The sequence below is a fragment of the Thermoflavimicrobium daqui genome (assembly GCF_003313465.1).
Lineage (GTDB): Bacteria > Bacillota > Bacilli > Thermoactinomycetales > Thermoactinomycetaceae > Thermoflavimicrobium > Thermoflavimicrobium daqui.
This window is the reverse complement of record NZ_KZ845673.1, coordinates 31,468-53,494: the sequence shown is the minus strand read 5'-3', so window position 1 is coordinate 53,494 and position 22,027 is coordinate 31,468. Positions and strand designations below refer to the sequence as shown.

Here is a 22,027-nt window from a genome sequence, read left to right as displayed (position 1 = left end):
CCCGCACATTATTTGCAGAGTGCGGATATAGCGCAACCACCATCACTGAATTTCCCATCGTGCAGGAATAACGGATGCAGCCCTATTAAATTTTCTTGCCTATTTGACCATTTCACATAGCTGAAGGAATTCTTGGATAGTTAGCGTTCGCAGTTCGTTTCTGCTATTCCCAAGTTCAGGGATGTGGGATCACTCCATCCCATGACGTACACAGGAACATCCACTACCAAAAAATACACTTTTGAAAGCTGAAAAGAAGAAGGAGAGTTTTATGGAAAATTTTATGACAATCCCACAACCGAAAACATATGGGGTGCTAGGGAATTTACCCTTAATTGATAAGGATTCACCTACATTATCTTTTTGTAAGCTTGCTGACGAGATAGGGCCTATTTTCCGATTCGAGGCATTTGGAAGATCAGTGCTTATTTTATCCGGCCCTGACTTAGTGGCCGATGTATGTGATGAGTCTCGCTTTGACAAAGCCATTGATCACTTACTTAAAGTACGTGATTTTGCTGGAGACGGATTATTCACAAGTCTAACGGAAGAACCAAATTGGCAAAAAGCGCATAATATTCTGATGCCCTCATTTAGCCAACAGGCCATGAAAGGGTACCATGACATGATGGTAGATATCGCTTTGCAGCTTGTTCAAAAATGGGCTAGGTTGAATCCAGACGAAAGCATCAACGTTCCAGAGGATATGACAAGACTCACTCTGGATACCATTGGATTATGTGGATTTAACTATCGTTTCAACAGTTTCTACAGAGAAACACCCAATCCTTTTATTGTTAGTATGGTTCGCTCACTGGATGAAGCTATGCACTATCGTAATCGACTTCCGATTCAAAATAGGTTGATGTTAAAAACAAAACATCAGTTCGAGCATGATATTCAAACGATGTTTTCGTTGGTAGACAAAATTATTGCGGATCGGAAATCAAGGGGAGATCAAGGGGAAATTGACTTGCTTGCCCGTATGTTAAGTACAAAAGATCCTGAGACAGGAGAACTACTAGATGATGAAAATATTCGATATCAAATCATTACCTTCTTAATCGCGGGACATGAAACTACGAGTGGTTTATTATCCTTTTCCATATACTTTTTACTAAAGAATCCTCATGTATTAAAAAAGGCATACGAAGAAGTGGATCGCGTGTTAACGGATTCAGTTCCAACCTATGAACAAGTCTTGCAGCTTAAATATATACGAATGATTCTAAATGAATCCTTACGTTTATGGCCGACTGCTCCTCAATTTAATCTTTTTGCTAAGGAAGACACCATGATTGGAGGAAAATATCCTATTAAAAAGGGGGAAGTCGTTTCTATTATTTTACCTAAACTTCATCGGGATAAAGGAGCATGGGGGGAAGATGCAGAACAATTCCGACCTGAAAGGTTCGAAGATCCTGCTAAAATTCCAAACCATGCGTATAAACCCTTTGGGAATGGACAACGAGCTTGTATCGGAATGCAGTTTGCCCTTCACGAAGCGACTTTAGTCCTTAGTATGATCCTTCAACACTTTCAATTGATTGATCATATGAACTATCAGTTGAAAGTAAAACAAACACTAACGCTGAAGCCAGATGATTTTAAGATACGTGTCCAATTGCGGGATAAGAAAATAGCCAATTCATTTACGATCAAACCTGAAGAAGACGCTGCCAGTGCTCCTGATCAGGAAAATCAAGTACAGAAGGTGTCCATCATTGGCGTGAATAATCGACCGTTACTGGTTCTTTACGGTTCTAATATGGGAACGGCAGAGCGGATTGCAAAAGAACTGGCGGACATTGCCCGTTTACACGGTATTCGTAGTGAAGTGGCTACACTAAATGATCGGTTAGGCCAATTGCCAAAAGAAGGTGCCTTATTAATTATCACTTCTTCCTATAATGGAAAGCCTCCAAGCAATGCACGACAATTCGTTCAATGGTTGGAACAAGTTGAACCTGAGGAACTTCAAGGAGTTACCTATTCGGTATTTGGCTGTGGAGATCATAACTGGGCTGCGACGTATCAAGAGGTACCGAGATACATCGACGAGAAGCTCGCCGAAAAAGGAGCGACAAGATTTTCTCCTCGCGGAGAGGCCGATGCGAGTGGAGACTTCGAAAAGCAGCTTGAAGCATGGAAAAGTCAAATGTGGACCGATGCGATAAAGACGTTCGACTTAAAACTAAACGAAAATGCAGAGAAAGAACGGAGCACACTCAACATTCAATTTGTCAGTGGCTTTGCAGAGACTCCCCTCGCACAAGCGTATCATGCAGTTCACGGAACGGTGATGGAAAATCGCGAACTTCAACAGTCTGGTAGCGAACGAAGCACACGGCATATTGAGATTGAGTTACCAGAAGGGATTATGTATCAGGAAGGAGATCACCTTGGAGTCTTTCCAAGAAACAGTAAAGAGAATGTCAACCGCACTCTACGACGATTTGGATTGAGTGGAAAAGATCAAGTGATTTTGACAGCAAGTGGAGTCAGTGCATCCCATCTGCCTTTGGATCGACCCGTATCTCTTTCAGATCTTTTGAGCTATAGTGTAGAGTTGCAGGAAGCTGCAACTCGCGCCCAAATACGTGAAGTGGCTGCTTTCACTGTTTGTCCTCCGCATAAGCGTGAATTGGAAATTTTGTTAGAGGAGGGAACCTACGAAGAACAGATATTAAAGAAACGGATTACGATGCTTGATCTTGTTGAAAAATATGAAGCATGCGAAATACCGTTTGAACGGTTCTTGGAGCTTTTACCTCCACTAAAACCCAGATATTATTCGATATCCAGTTCCCCTCGGATAAAAGCAGAACGTGCCAGTATTACTGTAGGAGTGGTTCGTAGCCCCGCTCGGAGTGGACAAGGGGAGTATCGTGGGGTTGCCTCGAACTACTTAGCTGAACGTAAGCTAGGAGAAGATATTATCATGTTTATACGTCCGCCGGAATCTGGATTCCAACTCCCAGATGATTATGAAACGCCCATCATCATGGTTGGAGCTGGAACAGGTGTGGCACCGTTTAGAGGTTTTCTTCAAGCGCGAGCGGCTCTTAAACAGGACGGAAAAAAGTTAGGAGAAGCACATCTATATTTTGGTTGTCGTAACGAAAAGGACTTTATATACCGTGAGGAACTAGAGCATTATGAACGCGAAGGGATCGTCACGGTTTTTACGGCTTTTTCTCGCATAGAAGGAAAACCGAAGACCTATGTTCAACATTTAATTGAACAGAATGCACAGAAAGTCATCGATATGTTGGATCATGGAGGACGTTTATACGTATGCGGAGATGGCAGTAAAATGGCTCCAGATGTGGAGACGATGTTACAAAAATCGTATCAGTCTGTGCATGGAGTTGGACAACAGGAAGCGAAAAAGTGGTTGGAAAACCTTCAGTTAAATGGCAGCTATACGAAAGATGTTTGGACAGGTATTTAAAAACAGTTAATATAGGGGAAGTACCCATTTTTTGGTGAAAACTTACGTTAATGCATTCAGTCCCCTTATTTTGGACATGCAAGCTGTAAATCGCTCTTAGGCTATATTCTTAGTTATCTATCACCGATGCACAGGATGAATATGAGTGGGTCCTTCTCGAATATCATGTATAGACATAAAATGACTTGTGTTGCTATGTTTGTAGCCTCAAGTCATTTTTCTATTTGTATTCGTGATACCAAAATTGACGGATGCTCCCTCCGCCTAATTAGTTTTTATTGACTGTACATTCATTCAATAATAAAATAATATTAAATAGTTAAAAAATGATGGAGGGGATTTCAATGGATTTGTATTACGAGGTTCATGGAAACGGGCACCCTGTTGTTCTGATTCACAGTGGTGGTGCTGATTTGCGAGACTGGACATTTGTTGCGCCACTTTTAGCAAGACATCACATGGTTGTTACTTTTGACGGGCGCGGAGCCGGGAAATCACCAGATCCAGTAGGAGATGTTAATTGTGTGGAAGATTTGAAAGATCTCCTAGATCATTTGAACATTCATAAGGTCACCTTGATCGGACATTCCATGGGAGGGCAGATTGCAACAGACTTTTCATTAGAATATCCTGAATACGTATCCGAATTGGTTTTAATAGCACCAGCATTGTCAGGGTTTAACTATTCATCGGAGTTTGTAGAATACATGAATAAGATAAATGCGGCTGCACCAGACATAGATAAAATGATTGAGATTTCACAAAGCGCCCCATTGTATCGTGCTGTTCAGGCTAGTCCTCACAAGGATCTGACTGAGCAAATGCTTAGACACCATATCAAACGGACATGGAATTGGCCAGCTTTTGAAATGATTTGGCCGAAACCCTTGGCAGCCGAAAGACTGGGAGAGTTGACTGTTAAAACATTATTTATAATTGGTACAGAGGAATTACCTGATAACCTTCGTGTCGCTGACTATTTTCGAAAGCACTCAGACGCTCGAATCGTAGAAATCCATGGTTCAGATCATATGGTCACGTTAACTCATCCTGAAGATTTGTATCGCCATATTATAGATTTTATGGAGGAATGATGATTGCCATGCCTAGAACACCAAAAGAGAACGAGCGCATTCGTCAGCTATCCAAAGAGAATATTCGCAACGCTGCCTTGGAATTGTTCATTAGACAGGGGTATCATGCGACTTCTATTAGCGACATTGCTGAAAAAGCTGGCATATCTAAAGGACTGCTTTACAATTATTTTAAAGGAAAAGAAGAACTTCTAGCGACAATGGTTGAAGCCAGAGTGGGAGAACTGATTGAAGTCATGAATCATGCAAAGGCGATTGAGACCCCAGCGGATCAACTCAAGCATATCATAGAGGGCGCTATCGATAATGTCTACCAGAAGCCGGAAGTATTCCGTTTCTATCTGCACTTGCAAACGCAACCTGAAGCAGATCATGAGTTAATCAAATACAGCCGTTTTCTTATTGAAGAGAACGCCAGACAGTTTGAGTTTCAATGTGAGATATTTGAAAAACTAGGAGTAAAAGAACCGCGGAAACGGTCGTTATACTTTTCATCCACGCTTCAAGGGATCATGTTGATGATATCTACCTATCCACAGCAGTTTCCTATAGAAGAAATAAAAAAGCAGATTGTTAGTGAGTTTTGTAACCCGCCGACCTTTTAAATGTTTTCATATTAATATTCAATTATAGGAAGCTTTTCTGGAGTAAAATAATTATCGATGGACTGATCAGTAAAAATCGATTAGTCAATACATCGTAATCCATAGTACAGTGGCTGCCACGATAAGATGAAGACCACTGACAACCAACTATTTACAAATGCTTAGCAAATGTGATAAAATTTAGATATATTTATATTGATCGCTTAATGGATCCCATTGCGAGACTAGATTTATTCGAAGAAAGGCCATTTAGTTAATTAAATGGTCTTTTTCTTTATGTCTTCAAACTGAAAATTACTTCTATAAGATTTTAGTCTTATAAGGCTAAAATCTTATTTTATAACGAGTGTCTTGGGAGCAAAAAAAGCGACTTATTATGTTACAGGAGGTAATTATGAAAAAATTTATTATTCGCCCCTATCAAAATAAAGATATTAAATCAATACTAAGTATTTATAATCAATCGCGGGGTACACCAATGTCATTAGAACAATTCAAAGCCCTTGATTTGAATGCAAAGCATTTTGGTTATTTTCGTCGTTATGTTTTGGAAGAAAATAATTCAATTCTTGCTTATGGGCATTTAATGAAACGTCCTGGATCACGTGAAGGATACTTAATAACTACCATTCAGGTAGACCAAAGCCATCGTAACAAAGGATATGGTAAGGCGATTTGGGATAGATTATGGTCCTTAATTCAAAGAGAAAAACCAAATGGTTTAGAGACATTTATTTTAGACACAGAGCCTATATCAAAAGAATGGGCAGAGCGAATTGGCTTTAAAATGCAAGCACATGAAGTTGAGTCTATTCTCCGATTGAAAGACTATCGTCCCAGATATTCATTGTCAAAAGTTCCTATCATGTTGGACGGACTTCAATATGGAAACTTAGCTAATGAAGAGAGCTTAGATAAATGGGAGAGAGCATGTCGCCTATATCTTCAATTATGTCAAGAAAATCCACAATTCATTAGAATTGATCATCTAGCAATTGATGTTGCTAAATACATTCTATCGCCTAATCGTGGGGTTTCTGAAGATAGTATCTGGATAGCCAAAGATCAGGAAAAGTGGATTGGTATGACTGTATTAAGACGTGTCCATAAAAAAGAAATGAGAAATGCATTTACAGCAGTATGTACCGAATACCAAGGAAAAGGAATTGGTTCTATTTTAAAATATATCGCTTCCGATTTTGCTTATGAAAGAAAGATTGCCTATCTCCGAACGTTTAATCTATCAGCTAATGAAGCCATGCTAGCAATTAATCAAAGAATGGGGTATAAGAAACAGTCTGGACAATGGTTAATGGAATGGAATTTAGCGGAGCTATATTGAGAATTGTAACTAAAATACTTCTTAGCGTGATGTTTTACAGTCATTGCTATGAAACCGTGAGCTTTCAACTAGCGGTTAATTGTAATAGAAAATGGCGGCTTTTTCAAAAACACCGTGAGACAAATATTGATAATACCAAAGTACTGCCACTACAACGGCTTTCTTATTTTATACGGAAAAATGCTTTAAATATTGATACTTTGTTCAATTTTTTATACACCTTACCCTATGGGCAAAGTCAACTGCAAAAATATTGGTGCTTCTTTAGTTAGGTAATCAAGAAAACAGGTTTGTGCCTAATTTATAGGTATATATCCACTGTTTAATGCAATAGATTACGCAGAAAGTCATCTTCATTGCATGAAATATCTTCGCAAACCAGTAACTTAAATCTACGTGTTTCTGTCGGCTGGAGGGCAACTGCATTTTAACACTTGCACGTGACGTAACGTCATGCTTTATAGTATAGTTACTGGTAAACGGATCGCATCAAAAAGGAAATGATGATGAAGAGGATTTGGAAAGTGGGAGAGCTTGCTAAGCTCACAGGACTCACGATACGAACATTGAGGTTTTACGATCAGATCGGTCTGTTCTCTCCGTCGGCACATTCCGATTCGGGGCACAGGCTGTATAACGAAGCCGATCTGTCAAGATTGCAGCAAATTTTGTCGTTAAAAGAGCTCGGCTTATCGCTGGAGGAGATTAAGTCCATAGTAACCGGCGGGCATTTCAGTCGGCGCTGTAAATCGTGTCGCTGCAAATCGCCCGTCTGAAAGAAACTATCCGTATGCAGCAAAAGCTTTTGGCCAAATTGGAAAATATATCCAATCTGATGCATTTGAAACAACCTGTGACGGTCGAAGATTTTACAAAATTATTGAAAATTATGAAAAAGAGCCATGAAAAATTGATCCTCGAACGTCGGATGACTTGGGAGCACTGTCTGGACCTGCTGGGCGACTTCCTTGACAAGGATGCCGACGAATCAAATCAAGGGAGCTGAAAATCATGAATGAACGATCTGCCATTCATAACACTTTCGTCGTCGAACGGGTGTATAAAGCCTCGCCGGCAAAGGTTTTTGCTTACTGGGCGGACCCTCGCCTGAAAGAGCAATGGTTTTCGAAAGCGGATGAGTTTGACTTCCGTGTCGGCGGTGGAGAAAGCAGTCAAGGAGGGCCTCCCGGCGGACCGGTATTTACGTTCGATGCCCGGTACCATGACATTGTGCCGGACGAGCGCATCGTTTACACCTATACTTTGGATATGGACCAAACGCGGATTTCCGTTTCCGCAACGACTGTCGAGTTCAAGCCAGAGGGCGGAGGCACAAAGCTGATTTTCACCGAGCAAGGCGTCTTCCTGGACGACCACGATACGCCAGCCCAGCGCCAGCACGGCACCAAAGAGATGCTGGACAAGCTGGGTGTGCAGTTGGAGATCGGCTAACCTATTTTAACATGTGGAGGAGGAACGGGCATGACGGAAAACCGTGCGACAAACAACGAAATCAGCGCTGCGCAAGAATACGAATTTGTAACAACGCGGGTGATGAATGCATCCCCTGCTCTCATTTACGAAGCCTGGACAAAACCCAAGCATTTGGCGCAGTGGTGGGGTCCGAACGGGTTTACGAACACTTTTCACGAATTTGATTTACGACCGGGAGGGATATGGGAATTTGTGATGCATGGACCGAACGGAGTCGATTATCCCAACAAAAGCGAATTTGTCGAAATTGGATCTGAACGGATCGTGCTGCGGCATCTTTGTGCACCCCATTATCAGCTCACGGTAACCTTCGAGGATCTTGGTGGCAAAACCAGACTGACTTGGCGTCAGCTTTTCGAAAACGCTGCCGTATTCAACGCCATCAAGAAAATCGCAGCTCCAGCCAACGAGCAAAATCTTGACCGGCTCGAAGCGTATTTGAAGAAGATGTCCGTCTGAGAACCTAAGTACCTTTTCTGTGAGATCACGTGCTGGCCGAAAGGCCAGTTTTTTCATGTGCAAAAAAGAGATCTGGTGACGAACAATCACTACTATACAGAAGAAGTATATAAAGATTATTTTGTTTAACGAACGATGCTGAAAACGCCCTAAATTATTTTATCAAGAAGTATGTTACACATGAATTGAATCAAAATCGCGACTATTACATCCAACGCATAAATGAAACTGATTTTGTTTTTGTCTCCCAGTTTGTAGAAGATTCACCAAGAGAAGATGGCTTGTATGTCCAGAATGAGGCTGAATGAGTGCATCTTCAATGCCTTGTTTCTTGAGCCATGTCAACAGGAAGTGACGCAACTTATGCGGCGAAATAGATTGAACTGTGCCAGCCTGATCGGAATACTTCTTGAGGATTTTCCGAATGCCACGATCGGTGTATTTTTTCTTCGGGGACGATTCAAACAGGTAGACAGCGACCTTTTTCTCCGCGCTATCGGGATGCATGGTCAACAGTTCTTTGAAGGTGGTTGGATTGGGGGAAGAACCTTATGAAGCGAATTGGAATCCAAATGAGCTACTAGAACATTTTGGATTGGTTCCCGTTGAAAAGCAACTTATTGGAAATAAAATGGGAGCAAGTCGATTAGTGTTTACTGTTTTACTAATGAACCTCTCCCACTTACGCTAACGCTAGGATGTGGGAGTTTCTTACCATCAGAATCAAGAAGCTCTCACGTATCGAAGGGTTTGCCTTCGATACTAGATCGAAGTGATCGGATAGTCATCTGGATTCCTAAGTAAGCAACAGGTACAAAAGGGATGTACTAGGGTCGGAACAGACCATCTACTACTTCTCGCTTAGCGATCCGTAGATACATTTGTTTTGTGAAAACATCGAGATGCTGAATCGCTCCATAGAGCGATTTGGCTAAAATATTTCTCGCTCCATGTGTGTCTCGATGTTCTTAATACCCACAGGAACAACGGTAGTTTCTAGAAGAGACCTTTTTTCTCTTCTTGCAGACAGGACATGTCTGAAATCAGCCATTTTATTATACATCAAGGTGAAATAAATAGGCAAAAAACGATTCTGAAAAACGAAAAAATAGCCAGACTTGCGAGAGAGGAAAAAAAACTACCTCCCTCGTCTGACGTGTCATTCATCTCACCTCTTATAGAAGCGGGAGACTTCTTACGTAAGTATGTTAAATCTGTACGTATTCAGAAATCACAATATTTCGATATAGCCATCTGTTCCATTTACTCGAATACGTTGCCCATCTTTTATCAACTTGGTGGCATTTTCAACACCGACAATGGCTGGTAAGCCATATTCACGTGCGATGACTGCTCCATGAGTCATCAGTCCGCCGACTTCGGTGACGAGACCTTTTATGGATACAAACAAGGGGGTCCAGCTAGGGTCAGTAAAGGCAGTGATTAAGATATCTCCTTCTTCTAGATTTGCATCTTCCATTTTTAAGATGACACGTGCTCTGCCTTCTATAACTCCAGAAGAAACCGGTAGACCTACAATCGCTTCGACCGGGAGATTTTCTCTTTTGTATTTACCTACAATGATTTCACCATCAGACGTGATAACGCGTGGGGGAGTTAGTTTTTCATATAGTTTGTACTCGTCTTTTCTTTTGCTGATGATTTGGTAATCCAATTTATTTGTGCGTACGACTTCGCGAAGTTCTTCAAAAGTGAGATAGTATATATCTTCTTTTTCATGAATAACGTTGGCTTGTACGAGTTGTTCGGCTTCTTTCAGTAAAGCTTGCTTATAAACAAAGTAGCGATTGACCATGTTGTATTTTGGATATTCACGATAACCGATGAAATTCCGGATCAGGCTGATCATTCGTTTTGTCTCTTCAGCTTTTCGTTCACCATCCGGTAATTGCTTCAATCGATCTAATAACTCTTGTTCTTTTTTCAAAGCCTCCTGTCGCCCTTGCTCAAATTTTCGCTTACTAGCACCAGCCTCGAAGTTTTTGATATTACTGAGAATCATAGGGATGAGTGTAGTTGGCTTTTCGCTCCAACGAGTTTTCGAAATATCGATTTCTCCGGTACATCGCATTCCGTATTTGCTAAGATAAGCATGGATAGCGTCTTGGGTTTCTTTTCCACCATCAAACTTAACCAGTTCATCTAAAAAGTTATCATCTTTTACATGTTGTAAATAATCAATTACTTCTGGATAAGGACGAATCACATCGGCGACTTCCAATAGCGCTAGACCCATTTCCGAAGTAATATTGTTGGGTACTGATTGAGAAAGCGTATCTGCTACATTTTTTTCACCTAACCACTTGTTCATTTTTTCATTGATCCATGATGAAGCATCCATAGCAGCCATAATCACACCCAAACTTTGTGGGTCAAATAAAACCTTCTTTAATTGCTGGATATCTTCTAGAATAAAATCAAATAAATCTGATCCTGATTTCGTTTGGATGTTTTGTTTTAACTCCTCTATCGATGTTTGACTACTCTTAATCAAATCAGAAACGATTGTCGGATTGTTTTCGATCTGTGCCAGCATATCTGTATTGCTTCTACTGGGTCTTAGTGCTTCTTTACCATCTGGTAGCGATTTTATAAAATCTTCTCGCTCTATGATGGTCATGAGTGCGTCTTTTATGAGAGGATCGGATTGTCCTAGGGTATCTAATAAAATTTCTCTGCTAACAGGTGAAGCCAGATTATGCGTGATATCAACAAATAGCCTTCCACCAGCTTTACACATGGGTGCTATTGTTGTTAACAGGTAAAAAGACATTCCCAGTGGTTTCATGGGATCGGTCATCATTTGTTGATGCCCAACAGATACATAGACGTGATTTTCTTGATCATTCGCTTCAGGGATGGGATATAAAGTAGTGATTGGACGACTCTGAACAATATAAAATGTATCATTAACCAAACACCATTCGATATCTTGCGGACAGCCAAAATATGATTCAAGCTTTCTACCGATCCTTTCAAGCTCTAACACTTGCTCATCTGAAAGTGTAGATAGATTTTGCTGATCCGGCTCAATTTCCTTTTCCTCTGTTCCGCCTTTTTTGCGTACATATATAGCCAACTTTTTGGTAGAAATCGTCTTCTCCACAATACTACCTTCCCGTACTTTATAATTGTCCGCAGACACTAAGCCAGAAACAAGCGCCTCACCCAGTCCAAAGCTAGCATCGATCGACAGCACCTTTCGGTTTGAAGTAACTGGATCAGCAGTAAATAAAATTCCGGAAGCCTGTGGGAAAATCATCCGTTGAATGATAACGGATAGGTAAACTTGGCTATGGTCAAATCCGTTTTGCATGCGATAAATCACTGCACGATCAGTAAATAGTGAAGCCCAACACTTACTAATATGTTGTAAAATTGCATCTTTTCCTTTGATGTTTAGATAAGTATCCTGTTGACCAGCAAAAGAGGCATGGGGTAAATCTTCAGCAGTTGCACTGGAACGAACTGCATAAGCATGTTCTTCGCCAAATTGGGAGAGATAGTGAGCAACTGCTTTCACAACATCGGAAGGAATCTCTACATCCATCATGACTTTCCGAATCTTCCTGCTGATTTCACCAATTTGATCTCGATCCTCTACTTTTAGCATTGTTAGTTGATCTAACAATGCGTGGAAGGCTTTGTTTTGTTCGAGGGCTTTTTGATAGGCTTCTGTCGTAACACAAAATCCTTCTGGCACTTGTATGCCATGAATCTTCGATAGTTCCCCTAAATTTAACCCTTTTCCTCCAACGAGCAAGAGTTGCGTTTTGTCAATCTCCTGAAAACTGACAACATAGGAACTCATTCAATTCCCACCTTTTTTAAATTCTATTTATCGCAATTCTACCTTTGATGATTTGGAGTATATCTCTAATTTTTTGGAGTGTGTCTTCGCTAGAGTCGGTTCGGTAATAGTCCTTCGCAAGTTGCAAAGCATATGCATAAATCAGATCAACGTCTACATCATATATATAAATTCTAGAACTTAGCTCTAAGAATAAACAGTCTATATCTTATTCTATTTATATTTTATAATTAAAAGGGGAGGGACGTATTTATTTTCATTTTCTAGGTTCTTACTGTTTCATAATAATGATGATTGATTGTACCGTCATCCTCAAATAAATGCTTTTTCCAACGATTCGAAATAAAGTCGACGAGTAATATGGTTGGGGGAGCTAGGTCGAAGATCTTAAAAAAGTGTTAGAGGAAATATAAGACCACACTAAACTTATTATGTTAGTGATGATTTTTGCGATAGGAAACATAACCCGTTAGGCTTTCCATTCAATTTTACGCGAAGAAGAGACAATGGTGCATTTTGCCCTTAATTACAAATTGCTATAAGGCTGGAAATTCAAATTTAACATCGAAGGAGGAAGAAGGCATGGAAGTTTTTGAAAAATATTTAGCAGGTATCGACAACCCCGACCACCGCGACCGAATAGAGGAAATTTTGGTGTGGGTTGCTAATAAATTTCCAAACTTAAAACCGCAAATCAAGTGGAATACGCCAATGTTTTCCGATCACGGTACATTTATCATCGGCTTTTCCACAGCGAAGCATCATCTGAGTGTTGCACTCGAAGAAGTAAGCATTGCGCACTTTGCCGATGACATTGCACAAGCTGGCTACAGCGCTACCAAAGGCTTGTTTCGAATTCTGTGGAATGAGCCGGTAAATTACGAATTGCTTGAGAAAATGATCGAATTTAATATCCAGGATAAAGCAGAATATACGAATTTTTGGCGGAAATAATACATACGCCTATCAAAAAACGCATGACACGAAAAATAATCTCATAATCAAATAACTATTTGACCATAAGGTCATTTCATTTTATATTATAATCAAATGGTTGTTTTATTATAAAAGTGAGGTGTAATTCATTGAGTACAGATCATTGTGAAATTTATTGTTATGATCAAGAAAAAGTGAAGCGAGTTCAAACTTCATTAGAAACAGTTGATCCAATAGATACCGCTCAAATTTTTAAAGCATTAGCTGATCCTACACGTTTAAAAATCGCTTATGCTTTAGTACAAGAGGATGAGCTTTGTGTATGTGATGTAGCCAATATTATTCAATCTTCTTTACCAACGGCTTCGCATCATCTGCGGTTACTACGTAACATGGGACTAGCGAAGTACCGCAAAGAGGGAAAATTGGTTTTTTATTCTCTTGATGATGATCATATCAAACTATTGGTTCGACTTGCATTTGATCACAGCGAGGAGCTGGCAAGCAATGGAGCAAACTCAAGATAAAAAAGTTTACCGGGTTCAAGGATTTACCTGTGCAAACTGTGCTGCTCAATTTGAGAAGAATGTTTGTAATTTATCTGGTGTAAAAGATGCCAAAGTGAACTTCGGTGCTTCGAAAATTACAGTTTATGGAGATGCCAGTATCGACGAATTGGAAAAGGCGGGATCCTTCGAAAATCTGAAAATAACACCAGAAAATCAGATCGAACAAATTGAAAAGGAACCGTTTTGGAAACGGAGAGAAAACATCCAAGTCCTAATCTCTTTGATCCTCCTTATAGGTGCATGGCTTGTAGGAAACTCCTATGGAGAAAAAAGTATTCCAACCATTCTTCTGTATGCTTCCTCGATACTTATCGGAGGATACCGACTCTTTATCAATGGACTCAAAAATCTTATCCGTTTGCAGTTCCAAATGAATACATTGATGACCATTGCTATTTTAGGAGCAGCAGCTATAGGAGAATGGGGTGAGGGTGCAACCGTCGTTATCTTATTTGCAGTCAGTGAGGCTCTAGAAACTTTCTCAATGGATAAAGCACGCCAATCGATTCGCTCCTTAATGGATATTGCTCCAAAGCAAGCTTTGATTCGACGCAATGGTAAAGAAAAACTGATTTTCGTTGAGGAAATTCAAGTCGGAGACATTATGATCGTCAAGCCAGGACAAAAAATCGCCATAGATGGGATTGTTGTGAAGGGAACTTCTTCTATCAACCAAGCGGCGATTACGGGAGAGTCCCTCGCTGTGGCTAAGACGATGAATGACGAAGTTTTTGCCGGAACCTTGAATGAAGAAGGATTATTGGAAGTGAAAGTAACGAAACGAATAGAAGATACCACAATATCGAAGATTATTCATTTAGTGGAAGAAGCGCAAGCAGAGCGAGCACCTTCTCAGGCATTTGTAGACCGCTTTGCTAAAGTTTATACTCCAGCCATTCTAATTGCGGGTTTACTCTTAGCCGTTGTTCCTCCTCTCTTTTTCAACGGAGATTGGTATGACTGGATTTATCGCGGTCTAGCTCTTCTAGTTGTTGGATGCCCATGCGCATTGGTGATCTCCACCCCTGTTTCCATTGTAACAGCAATTGGGAATGCTGCGCGAAATGGGGTTCTTATCAAAGGCGGAATCTATCTTGAAGAAGCTGGGAGGCTTGAAGCCATTGCCTTTGATAAAACAGGAACATTGACCAAAGGAGTACCAGAAGTAACTGACTTCATATCATTGGCTCAAGGAAAAGATATAGAGTTGATGGGGATCTCAGCAGCCATCGAAAAGAATTCACAACACCCACTTGCATCTGCTATCCTGCGCAAAGCAGAAGAAGAAGGGATTGAGCTTAATCAATATCAGGTGGAAGACTTCACTTCTTTGACAGGAAAAGGGGTTCAAGCGAAAGTCAATGGCACACTTTACTATGTAGGAAGTCCTGCTTTCTTTGAGGAGTTACTTCCAAAAGAAATGACACCAGAGCTGTATTATCAAAGCAAAAGCCTACAGTTACAAGGTAAAACTGTTATGGCCTTGGGCACAGAAAGCGAAATTTTAGCCTTGATTGCCGTGGCTGACGAAGTAAGAGAAAGCAGTCGAGAAGTTATTCAAAAACTTCATGAGCTGGGTATTAAGAAAACCGTAATGCTTACGGGAGATAATGCCTCTACAGCCAAAACGATTGGACAACAATTAGGAGTCGCTGAGATTCATGCCGATTTACTTCCACAAGATAAGTTAGAGTATATGAAGAAACTACGTAATGAAATCGGAACTGTAGCTATGATTGGTGATGGTATGAATGATGCTCCTGCTCTTGCAACTGCAACTGTTGGCATTGCTATGGGAGGAGCCGGAACCGATACCGCTTTGGAAACAGCAGATATTGCGCTTATGGCAGACGATTTAAGAAAGCTTCCATTCACGGTGAAATTGAGCCGAAAAGCTCTACAGATTATTAAGCAAAACATTATTTTCTCTGTAGTAATCAAAGTAATCGCCTTATTACTCATTATTCCAGGTTGGCTTACTCTCTGGATGGCGATCTTTGCGGATATGGGTGCGACATTGATTGTTACGTTAAATGGATTGCGATTACTGAGAGTGAAAGAGTAGTAATTCGTGGTGGAAAAGTGGTATTCCTCGTATGTGATAGGGACTATCTATATTATACTTAGTCCAAAGAGGAGACGGAATGAGTGAAAATAAAGTCTGATATGCAGCGGATGCAAGAGGATCATTCGTTTAGGATTAGAAGCAGTCGCTTGAAAATTGACATAATGCCACTGAAATATTCCTGATGTTATCGCTAAATTTCATTAATTCATCAATCCCCTTTGATATGTGATGTATTTTATATTTTGTCAAAAAAATAATTTAGTGGCATATTGGATTTTCGTCTGATTATGGTCGAATATGTTTAGCTATGTTCTTTTTGGTTCGAATATAGTCATTTTCGAATTTCTGTGATAACATTTTACTTGAAAAAATAGCCTATAGTGAAAATATTGGTGATCAATATGTAAAAAATAGTATAGGATCTTTTTTACTACGTCCATTAAATATAAATGGGGGAATTCGATGAAGAATTCAGGAAGGAAAGATATTGGTGAACGTATCCGTTTAATCCGTATAAAAAAAGGTATGACCCAAGAAGAGATTGGAAAACTGATAGGCAGGTCAGCTGCGGTCATTAGCTCATATGAAACTGGAAAGCGTTGCCCGCCTACTAAACAAGTCGATGATTTATCTAAAGCTCTGGGGGTATCTGTTGACTATTTATTAGGTAGAGAAGTCGAAGGAAAAAAAGTTTCTTATGATATAGGAAATGTTTTGGAAGCTGAGACACTTTTATATGATGGTCGTGTTTTAACTCCACGTCAAAAGGAGTTTTTAAAACAACAACTGGAATTTATATTCGATCAAATACAACAAGCTTCATCGCAATAAAACACAGGATAGTTCTTCTACTCCTGTGTTTTTTCTTTATCTATGAACCTGTTAGACCATAAAAAAATAGACGCTTAGCGCCTATTCTTCATCTAAGATATGATATAAATCAATACCATGTACTGTCTTAAAGTACAACAATAATGCATCTTGAACCATGTTTTGGATATCACCTTTCCTCGTTGATAATTGATTGATTACATCTAATATTTCATTTCGGATATAGATATTCTTCTGCTTATACTTCTCATAAAAATGTTTCTTCTTCTTTCTCTTTTCATCACGCTTAATTGTTTCAGAAACCGTTTCGATTACTACATCCTTATTGATTCTCCTTTTCTTAACCGGAGTCTTTTTGGGCTCAGGTCCACTTTCATTTTTAGATTGATTTACTAAGTTGGATAGGATTTCGGGATTGGATTGAAGAGCATTAGCTAAAGCCTTGAAAATATCCATGTTATTAGCTTCTTGCTCATCTTTATTGATATCTACTTTGTTTTTGCTAGCATTTTCACTAGCATTTTTTTGATTACCTTGAGTAGTGGATTCATCGTATTCTGGACTATCCTTATCACTAGGTTTAGTGAACATAAAAGAAGAATCCTGCTGATTAGAAAGTTTAACATCACTTACAACATCAACTTCTTTTTCTTCCTTTGATGAAACAGGTTCCGATTTCCTTTCTACTACATTAGTTGACTTAACTGAATCCTGTTTTTCTTCTTTCTTTTCTGGAATCATTCGATCATGTGCTGCAATTCCTTTTAACTTGTTTTGTAATTTATTTAACTGCTTAGACACGTTGAATCAACTCCTCGACCAATGGCAAATATGGTTCACATGCCCGTTCCAATTCTGGATTATCACTAGTAAATCCTGCATAAGAAAGTCGGTCAGTGGCTGCACGCTTTGGAATGATGTACTTCAACATATAATCTTTATATTCTGGATGGGATAACAGATGGTTTAAAACTAATTTGTAATCGCTTCGAACAGGCTGACCAAAATATTCGTTTCTCCCTTTGGCCCCTGATGTATCAATCAACGTTGGCAAAATACCAAAAATCTCAAGTGTCGGGTTGACACGCTCTTGAATTTTATTTACGGTTTTGAACAATCGTCTAAGTGCATTGAGATTATATCGACTTCCATCAAACGGGATCACTACATAATCTGATGCTCCTAATGCGTTCGTCATCATCTCGGATAGTGATGGGGGTGTATCGATAAAAATAAAATCATAGGCTGGTAATAAAGGCTCGATGGTTACTCGTAAAAGTTCCGATGGATGCCCATCGTATTCTTGATAAACATAGGCTGGTAGATTCGCCAAATCATCATTAGCCACCAGAACATCTAAGTTTTCATTCACATGATTTATGTATCGTTCTGGTCTTCCCTCTAACATCGCATCAAAAACAGTTCCCTTAAAGAAACCTTTTTGAATCTCATCATCAATATCATCTACTTGCGTAAGTAACAATGAAAGGTCAGACTGCGTATCCATATCGATTGCGAGAGTTTGATAACCACTTAAACTAGCTAAAAAAGCGAGACTACCTGTAGTAGTTGTTTTGGCAATTCCCCCCTTTTGTCCTGCTACACAAACTACTTTTGCTGTTTTCATCTATTTCCACCTACCCTTCTACTTATACTCTCTTATTGTAAGTGGTTTTAGGCTCAAACAAAATATCCTGCTTGTAATTTTTCAGAAACTGGAAAGTAAAAAATCCCTATCTCAAAAAGACAGGGAGTGATATGCATTACTTTATTGGTTTACGTGATTCTTGCTCTCTGGTAACAAGTAAACTTATCTCTCCATTTTCTATTAATTTTCATATTAAATAATAGGCATTGCGTATTTACGTAATATAAATTTTATTTTAAAGTTAACCAATTTCCGAATTTTATGTTATAATAAAACTGTTCCATTTACTCCGGTAATTTTACTTTTATTGCCATCCTTTTTACATACTTTATGCGCCTATCTAGGGCGCTTTTTTTTTGAGTCCAAAAAATATCTATTCGCTCCGCACTTTATCATATCTGATACCTATACTTTCTAAGTATTCGAGATTGCATTCAAAGCCTTCAATATCCTCTTCATCCCAAAATGCTGATATGATCGATTCGATAAACACCTGTTCACATTTATTTTGATCGAGTATCCCACGCAGATACTTATCATGTCGGATGGTATCATCCAGACGTTTCGTATATAATTTTAGATTCTTCTCTACCATCTGTTTGTTATCATTTAATACACTCACTCTGGCGATTAGGGATTCAAGTAATATATTCATGACTTCTCTCAAATTTTCGTTTTCTTCTTTTAGTTCCTCGACTTGTCCAGTCAATTCAGTTCTGATCCCCTCTAACTCTTCAATTTGCTTGGTTAATTCAACTTTGTGTTCATCCTTATTTGCGTTATCATCGGTTTTCTCCACCTTCTCGGTATTTTCTTCAATAAATCGGTTTAAATCATCAGGATCAATCAACCATCCTTCTCTTTTCGTACGAATGGTTCCTTTAATTTTCCCTTGATTCAGATGCCGGTATAAGACTTGTTGACTAATATGGATACCATTTTCTTTTAAAATCTCTAACGCTTGTTCAATATTCAGCATTTTCTCTCACCCACCTATTTGAATATTATATGACATCTCCACCACTTGTCTTACTGGTATGATAAAATAAAAAATTATAAAAAGTTAATTTAAGGAGGAATATAATGAAAGAGTTACCTGGCAGATTAGGGAAAGTTGCTTTAGCCACACTAATAGCGGCAGGTGCATTAACAGGGTGTGGGACAGATAATGCGCAAACAAAGGCTCCACCGAGAGAGAAAGAAAATAAAAAGCCTTCTACTCCACCTATGATAAAAGATAACCTGCCAGAAGATACTAAGCCTACACCTACTCCAGACCAGCAAGAAGCCCAAGAAGTAGTTAAACAATATGTTGAAAGTAATAATAATGTTAATTCTATTTTATTAAGCAAATTGAGTGCAAATCAATCAAATAAAAATATTGATAAAACGAATAAAATAAGCGATTTAAACAAAGAAGAATCTAAACATCAAACAAAGCGTACCCAATCCTCATTAACTACTCCAAAAACTACATCATCTGATAATCCAACACAAACTACCGATACTCACAAACGTTCAAAAGTGATCTTAGTCAAAAAAGACAACAATAGCAATCAATACAACCTCGCTATCAAAAAATCCGACCTCGACAAAATTCAGAGCATCACCTTACCAACTGGAGATGAAATACCTATCGATAAAAATAAACTCGGAAATACCATTAAAGTCGATAAACCAGACGGAGCCAATCATAATAAAGATAATTCCAACCAAAATAATATAAAAGATATTCCGAAAGATAATCAAAAAGATAGCCAAGATGAGGAATATGTTGTATTTAAAACTCCTTATCAAATCGAGGTCAACAAAACCACAAATAAACTCTATTTATACAAGAAAGGAAAATTAATTAAAAAGTATTCAGTCGCAACAGGGGCTGATGAAAAGGATAACCGAACTCCTGAGGGAACCTTCCCCATCGTGACTAAGACCAAACAACCGCAATGGCGAAACATCAAAGGTGGAGACCCTAAAAATCCGCTCGGTCCACGTTGGCATGGTTTGAAGGTTGGAGATAAAGGTCGAAGCGCTCAAGGGCAGATCTATGGTATCCATGGAACGATTAAAAAAAGCTCGATTGGACGCCATAGCACAAACGGATGTATCCGAATGTACAATGAAGACGTAAAAGAACTTTATGATATCGTTCCATCTGGCACTCCTGTTTGGATTCATTCAGGCAAAAGCAATGGGAAATGGCAAGGAAGTAAGAAATATTATCAAGTTAAGAAAAGTAGCAAGAAAGCTAAGAAAACAGACCAGAATCAACAATATACCCCCAAAGCAAAAACTTCTACCCAGCAGCTAAACCAGCAATCTACAGAATACACACCTAAACAAGAACACATTGAGCAGAAAAAACAACTTTCACAATTAATACAGAAGAAAATACAACAAACCCTAGAACAAAATATCTCAAAACCGATGCAGAAAGAGCAAAATATAAAACAAAATATTTCAAAGTCTACACAGCAAAAAGGGAAATATACAAAGTCCATAGTGAATCAAAAGAAAAAAGTAAGATTGGCAGGGTATCATAAAGTGTCTAAATCCAAAAAAGACATGAAAATCAAACATAAACTAAGTAAATTTAAGAAAACAAAGATAAAAGTAGGATTTGACAAGAAAAAAGGGAAGTTCGTAAAAAAAACATACGTAAAAAAGGTTGTATAACTATAGCATCCCCATGACTTTTGTTATGGGGATATTTTATCCCAAAAATCAATTACCATTACATTCTAAAAAGTATATAAAATATAATCTATTCTATGGTTATTGTGCTAAACTAAAATAAAAAAGAGATACATTTCCCATTGTCGTCGTGATTTAACGAATAATGGAAGAGGATAAGAAATGAAAAAAATTAAAATCATTCCAGTGGCAGTCATGTCACTAATTATCCTTTCTGGATGTGAGGCTCCCATTATTGGTCTTTTAAAAGAGTCTCAACAGTCAAAAGAAAATATTCAAGCTACAGAGATCACATCTGATCAGGAGAAAAAGCGAATTGAATACGAAAAGAAATTGAAAGATCCTAGCTATATTAAAGAACTGGAGAAGAAGAATGAACAAGAGCAAAGAAAGGCAGAAAAAGAGGCTCTTGCTCTATCCCTTAAGCCACCTGATCCAGAAAATTTACCTCCCGTCGACTCTTTAATCATAGATAAACCAAAACCTAAGCCAAAGAAAGATAACATCACAACAGCAAAAGATAAGGAACCTCCCGATATAGAAAAGCCAATTCAATCAAAAAAAGATCCAGCACCAAATGATCAGGAACATCAAGAGAAAAAGGATGAAACAGAAAAATACAAGAAAATTATCGAACAACAACGTAAGCAAATCGACGAACTCTTAAAAATGAACAAAAAGAAAGAACAAAAACCACCTCAAGTAAAACCTAAGACTAAGAAAAAGTCTGAGAAATACGAGCACCCCGACGAGCAACTTGAGGCTACTCTTCGAATCAACTATGAGATTCCAGATCAAGCTATTTTACTAGATGAAAGCGAACGGATTATCCTTTATCGAAGCAATAGAGCGAGAGATGTCACTTATTATGTTATCGAGAAAGAGGAAGAATTAACTGATGAAGAAATAGAACTTTTAGGAGGATGGATTTTGGAGATTGAAGAGAAATTACAGAAACAATTAAAACAAAAAGAAGCGCCGGAGGAGTGAACTTCCGTGCT

General features: G+C 38.9%; 18 protein-coding genes and 1 pseudogene. 14 read left to right on the top strand and 5 right to left on the bottom strand.

What is annotated here, in order from left to right; genetic code table 11:
- Positions 1–271 precede the first annotated feature (271 nt).
- From DL897_RS15270 to DL897_RS15240, 7 genes and pseudogenes are all read left to right on the top strand, one after another.
- Entirely contained in the window at positions 272–3,454 is a 3,183-nt protein-coding gene (locus DL897_RS15270) for a bifunctional cytochrome P450/NADPH--P450 reductase (RefSeq protein WP_113659991.1), read from the top strand.
- Between the two features lie 344 nt (positions 3,455–3,798).
- Positions 3,799–4,548 (top strand): alpha/beta fold hydrolase, encoded by a 750-nt coding sequence (locus DL897_RS15265; protein ID WP_113659990.1) that lies wholly within the window; start codon positions 3,799–3,801, stop codon positions 4,546–4,548.
- A gap of 8 nt (positions 4,549–4,556) precedes the next feature.
- A complete protein-coding gene (locus DL897_RS15260; RefSeq protein ID WP_113660048.1) occupies positions 4,557–5,153 on the top strand; it encodes a TetR/AcrR family transcriptional regulator in 597 nt (198 codons plus the stop codon).
- Between the two features lie 394 nt (positions 5,154–5,547).
- Complete coding sequence (locus tag DL897_RS15255; RefSeq protein ID WP_168188822.1) at positions 5,548–6,495, top strand: GNAT family N-acetyltransferase; 948 nt, start codon at positions 5,548–5,550, stop codon at positions 6,493–6,495.
- Positions 6,496–7,001: 506 nt separating this feature from the next.
- Positions 7,002–7,501 (top strand): annotated as a pseudogene (locus DL897_RS15250) (MerR family transcriptional regulator).
- A gap of 5 nt (positions 7,502–7,506) precedes the next feature.
- Complete coding sequence (locus DL897_RS15245; protein ID WP_113659988.1) at positions 7,507–7,947, top strand: SRPBCC family protein; 441 nt, start codon at positions 7,507–7,509, stop codon at positions 7,945–7,947.
- Between the two features lie 30 nt (positions 7,948–7,977).
- Complete coding sequence (locus DL897_RS15240; protein WP_113659987.1) at positions 7,978–8,448, top strand: SRPBCC family protein; 471 nt, start codon at positions 7,978–7,980, stop codon at positions 8,446–8,448.
- 174 nt (positions 8,449–8,622) lie between these two features.
- Here the strand turns inward: DL897_RS15240 and DL897_RS15235 are convergent, their stop codons facing one another.
- The gene (locus DL897_RS15235) at positions 8,623–8,961 is read right to left on the bottom strand and encodes a site-specific integrase (RefSeq protein WP_276308597.1); all 339 of its coding nucleotides are present in this window, start codon (positions 8,959–8,961) and stop codon (positions 8,623–8,625) included.
- 22 nt (positions 8,962–8,983) lie between these two features.
- Here DL897_RS15235 and DL897_RS18335 point away from each other — a divergent pair, with 22 nt between their 5' ends.
- On the top strand, positions 8,984–9,139 hold the full coding sequence (locus DL897_RS18335; protein WP_168188821.1) for a hypothetical protein: 156 nt from the start codon (positions 8,984–8,986) through the stop codon (positions 9,137–9,139).
- 540 nt (positions 9,140–9,679) lie between these two features.
- Here DL897_RS18335 and ppsA read toward each other — a convergent pair.
- Complete coding sequence (ppsA, locus tag DL897_RS15230) at positions 9,680–12,280, bottom strand: phosphoenolpyruvate synthase (protein ID WP_113659985.1); 2,601 nt, start codon at positions 12,278–12,280, stop codon at positions 9,680–9,682.
- A 582-nt stretch (positions 12,281–12,862) separates the two neighbouring features.
- On the opposite strand from ppsA, the gene DL897_RS15225 reads away from it, so the two are divergent.
- The 4 genes from DL897_RS15225 (at position 12,863) to DL897_RS15210 (ending at position 16,684) form a co-directional block, all read left to right on the top strand.
- Positions 12,863–13,234: an iron chaperone gene (locus DL897_RS15225; RefSeq protein WP_113659984.1), complete on the top strand. Its 372-nt coding sequence runs from the start codon at positions 12,863–12,865 to the stop codon at positions 13,232–13,234.
- A gap of 131 nt (positions 13,235–13,365) precedes the next feature.
- A complete protein-coding gene (locus DL897_RS15220) occupies positions 13,366–13,743 on the top strand; it encodes an ArsR/SmtB family transcription factor (protein WP_113659983.1) in 378 nt (125 codons plus the stop codon).
- Positions 13,724–15,850 carry a heavy metal translocating P-type ATPase gene (locus tag DL897_RS15215; RefSeq protein ID WP_113659982.1) on the top strand — a complete coding sequence of 709 codons (2,127 nt, stop codon included), beginning with the start codon at positions 13,724–13,726 and terminating at the stop codon, positions 15,848–15,850. The genes DL897_RS15220 and DL897_RS15215 overlap by 20 nt, the downstream gene beginning before the upstream one ends.
- A gap of 465 nt (positions 15,851–16,315) precedes the next feature.
- Complete coding sequence (locus DL897_RS15210; RefSeq protein WP_113659981.1) at positions 16,316–16,684, top strand: helix-turn-helix domain-containing protein; 369 nt, start codon at positions 16,316–16,318, stop codon at positions 16,682–16,684.
- An 81-nt stretch (positions 16,685–16,765) separates the two neighbouring features.
- Here the strand turns inward: DL897_RS15210 and DL897_RS15205 are convergent, their stop codons facing one another.
- From DL897_RS15205 to DL897_RS15195, 3 genes are all read right to left on the bottom strand, one after another.
- Complete coding sequence (locus DL897_RS15205; protein ID WP_113659980.1) at positions 16,766–17,485, bottom strand: hypothetical protein; 720 nt, start codon at positions 17,483–17,485, stop codon at positions 16,766–16,768.
- The gene (locus DL897_RS15200) at positions 17,478–18,311 is read right to left on the bottom strand and encodes a ParA family protein (RefSeq protein ID WP_113659979.1); all 834 of its coding nucleotides are present in this window, start codon (positions 18,309–18,311) and stop codon (positions 17,478–17,480) included. The genes DL897_RS15205 and DL897_RS15200 overlap by 8 nt, the downstream gene beginning before the upstream one ends.
- Before the next feature lie 394 nt (positions 18,312–18,705).
- Positions 18,706–19,311, bottom strand: a complete 606-nt coding sequence (locus tag DL897_RS15195; protein ID WP_113659978.1) for a helix-turn-helix domain-containing protein — start codon at positions 19,309–19,311, stop codon at positions 18,706–18,708.
- Positions 19,312–19,415: 104 nt separating this feature from the next.
- Between DL897_RS15195 and DL897_RS15190 the strand changes: the two genes are divergently transcribed.
- Positions 19,416–21,008 carry a L,D-transpeptidase gene (locus tag DL897_RS15190; protein WP_113659977.1) on the top strand — a complete coding sequence of 531 codons (1,593 nt, stop codon included), beginning with the start codon at positions 19,416–19,418 and terminating at the stop codon, positions 21,006–21,008.
- A 180-nt stretch (positions 21,009–21,188) separates the two neighbouring features.
- Positions 21,189–22,016 (top strand): hypothetical protein, encoded by an 828-nt coding sequence (locus tag DL897_RS15185; protein ID WP_113659976.1) that lies wholly within the window; start codon positions 21,189–21,191, stop codon positions 22,014–22,016.
- Positions 22,017–22,027 lie beyond the last annotated feature (11 nt).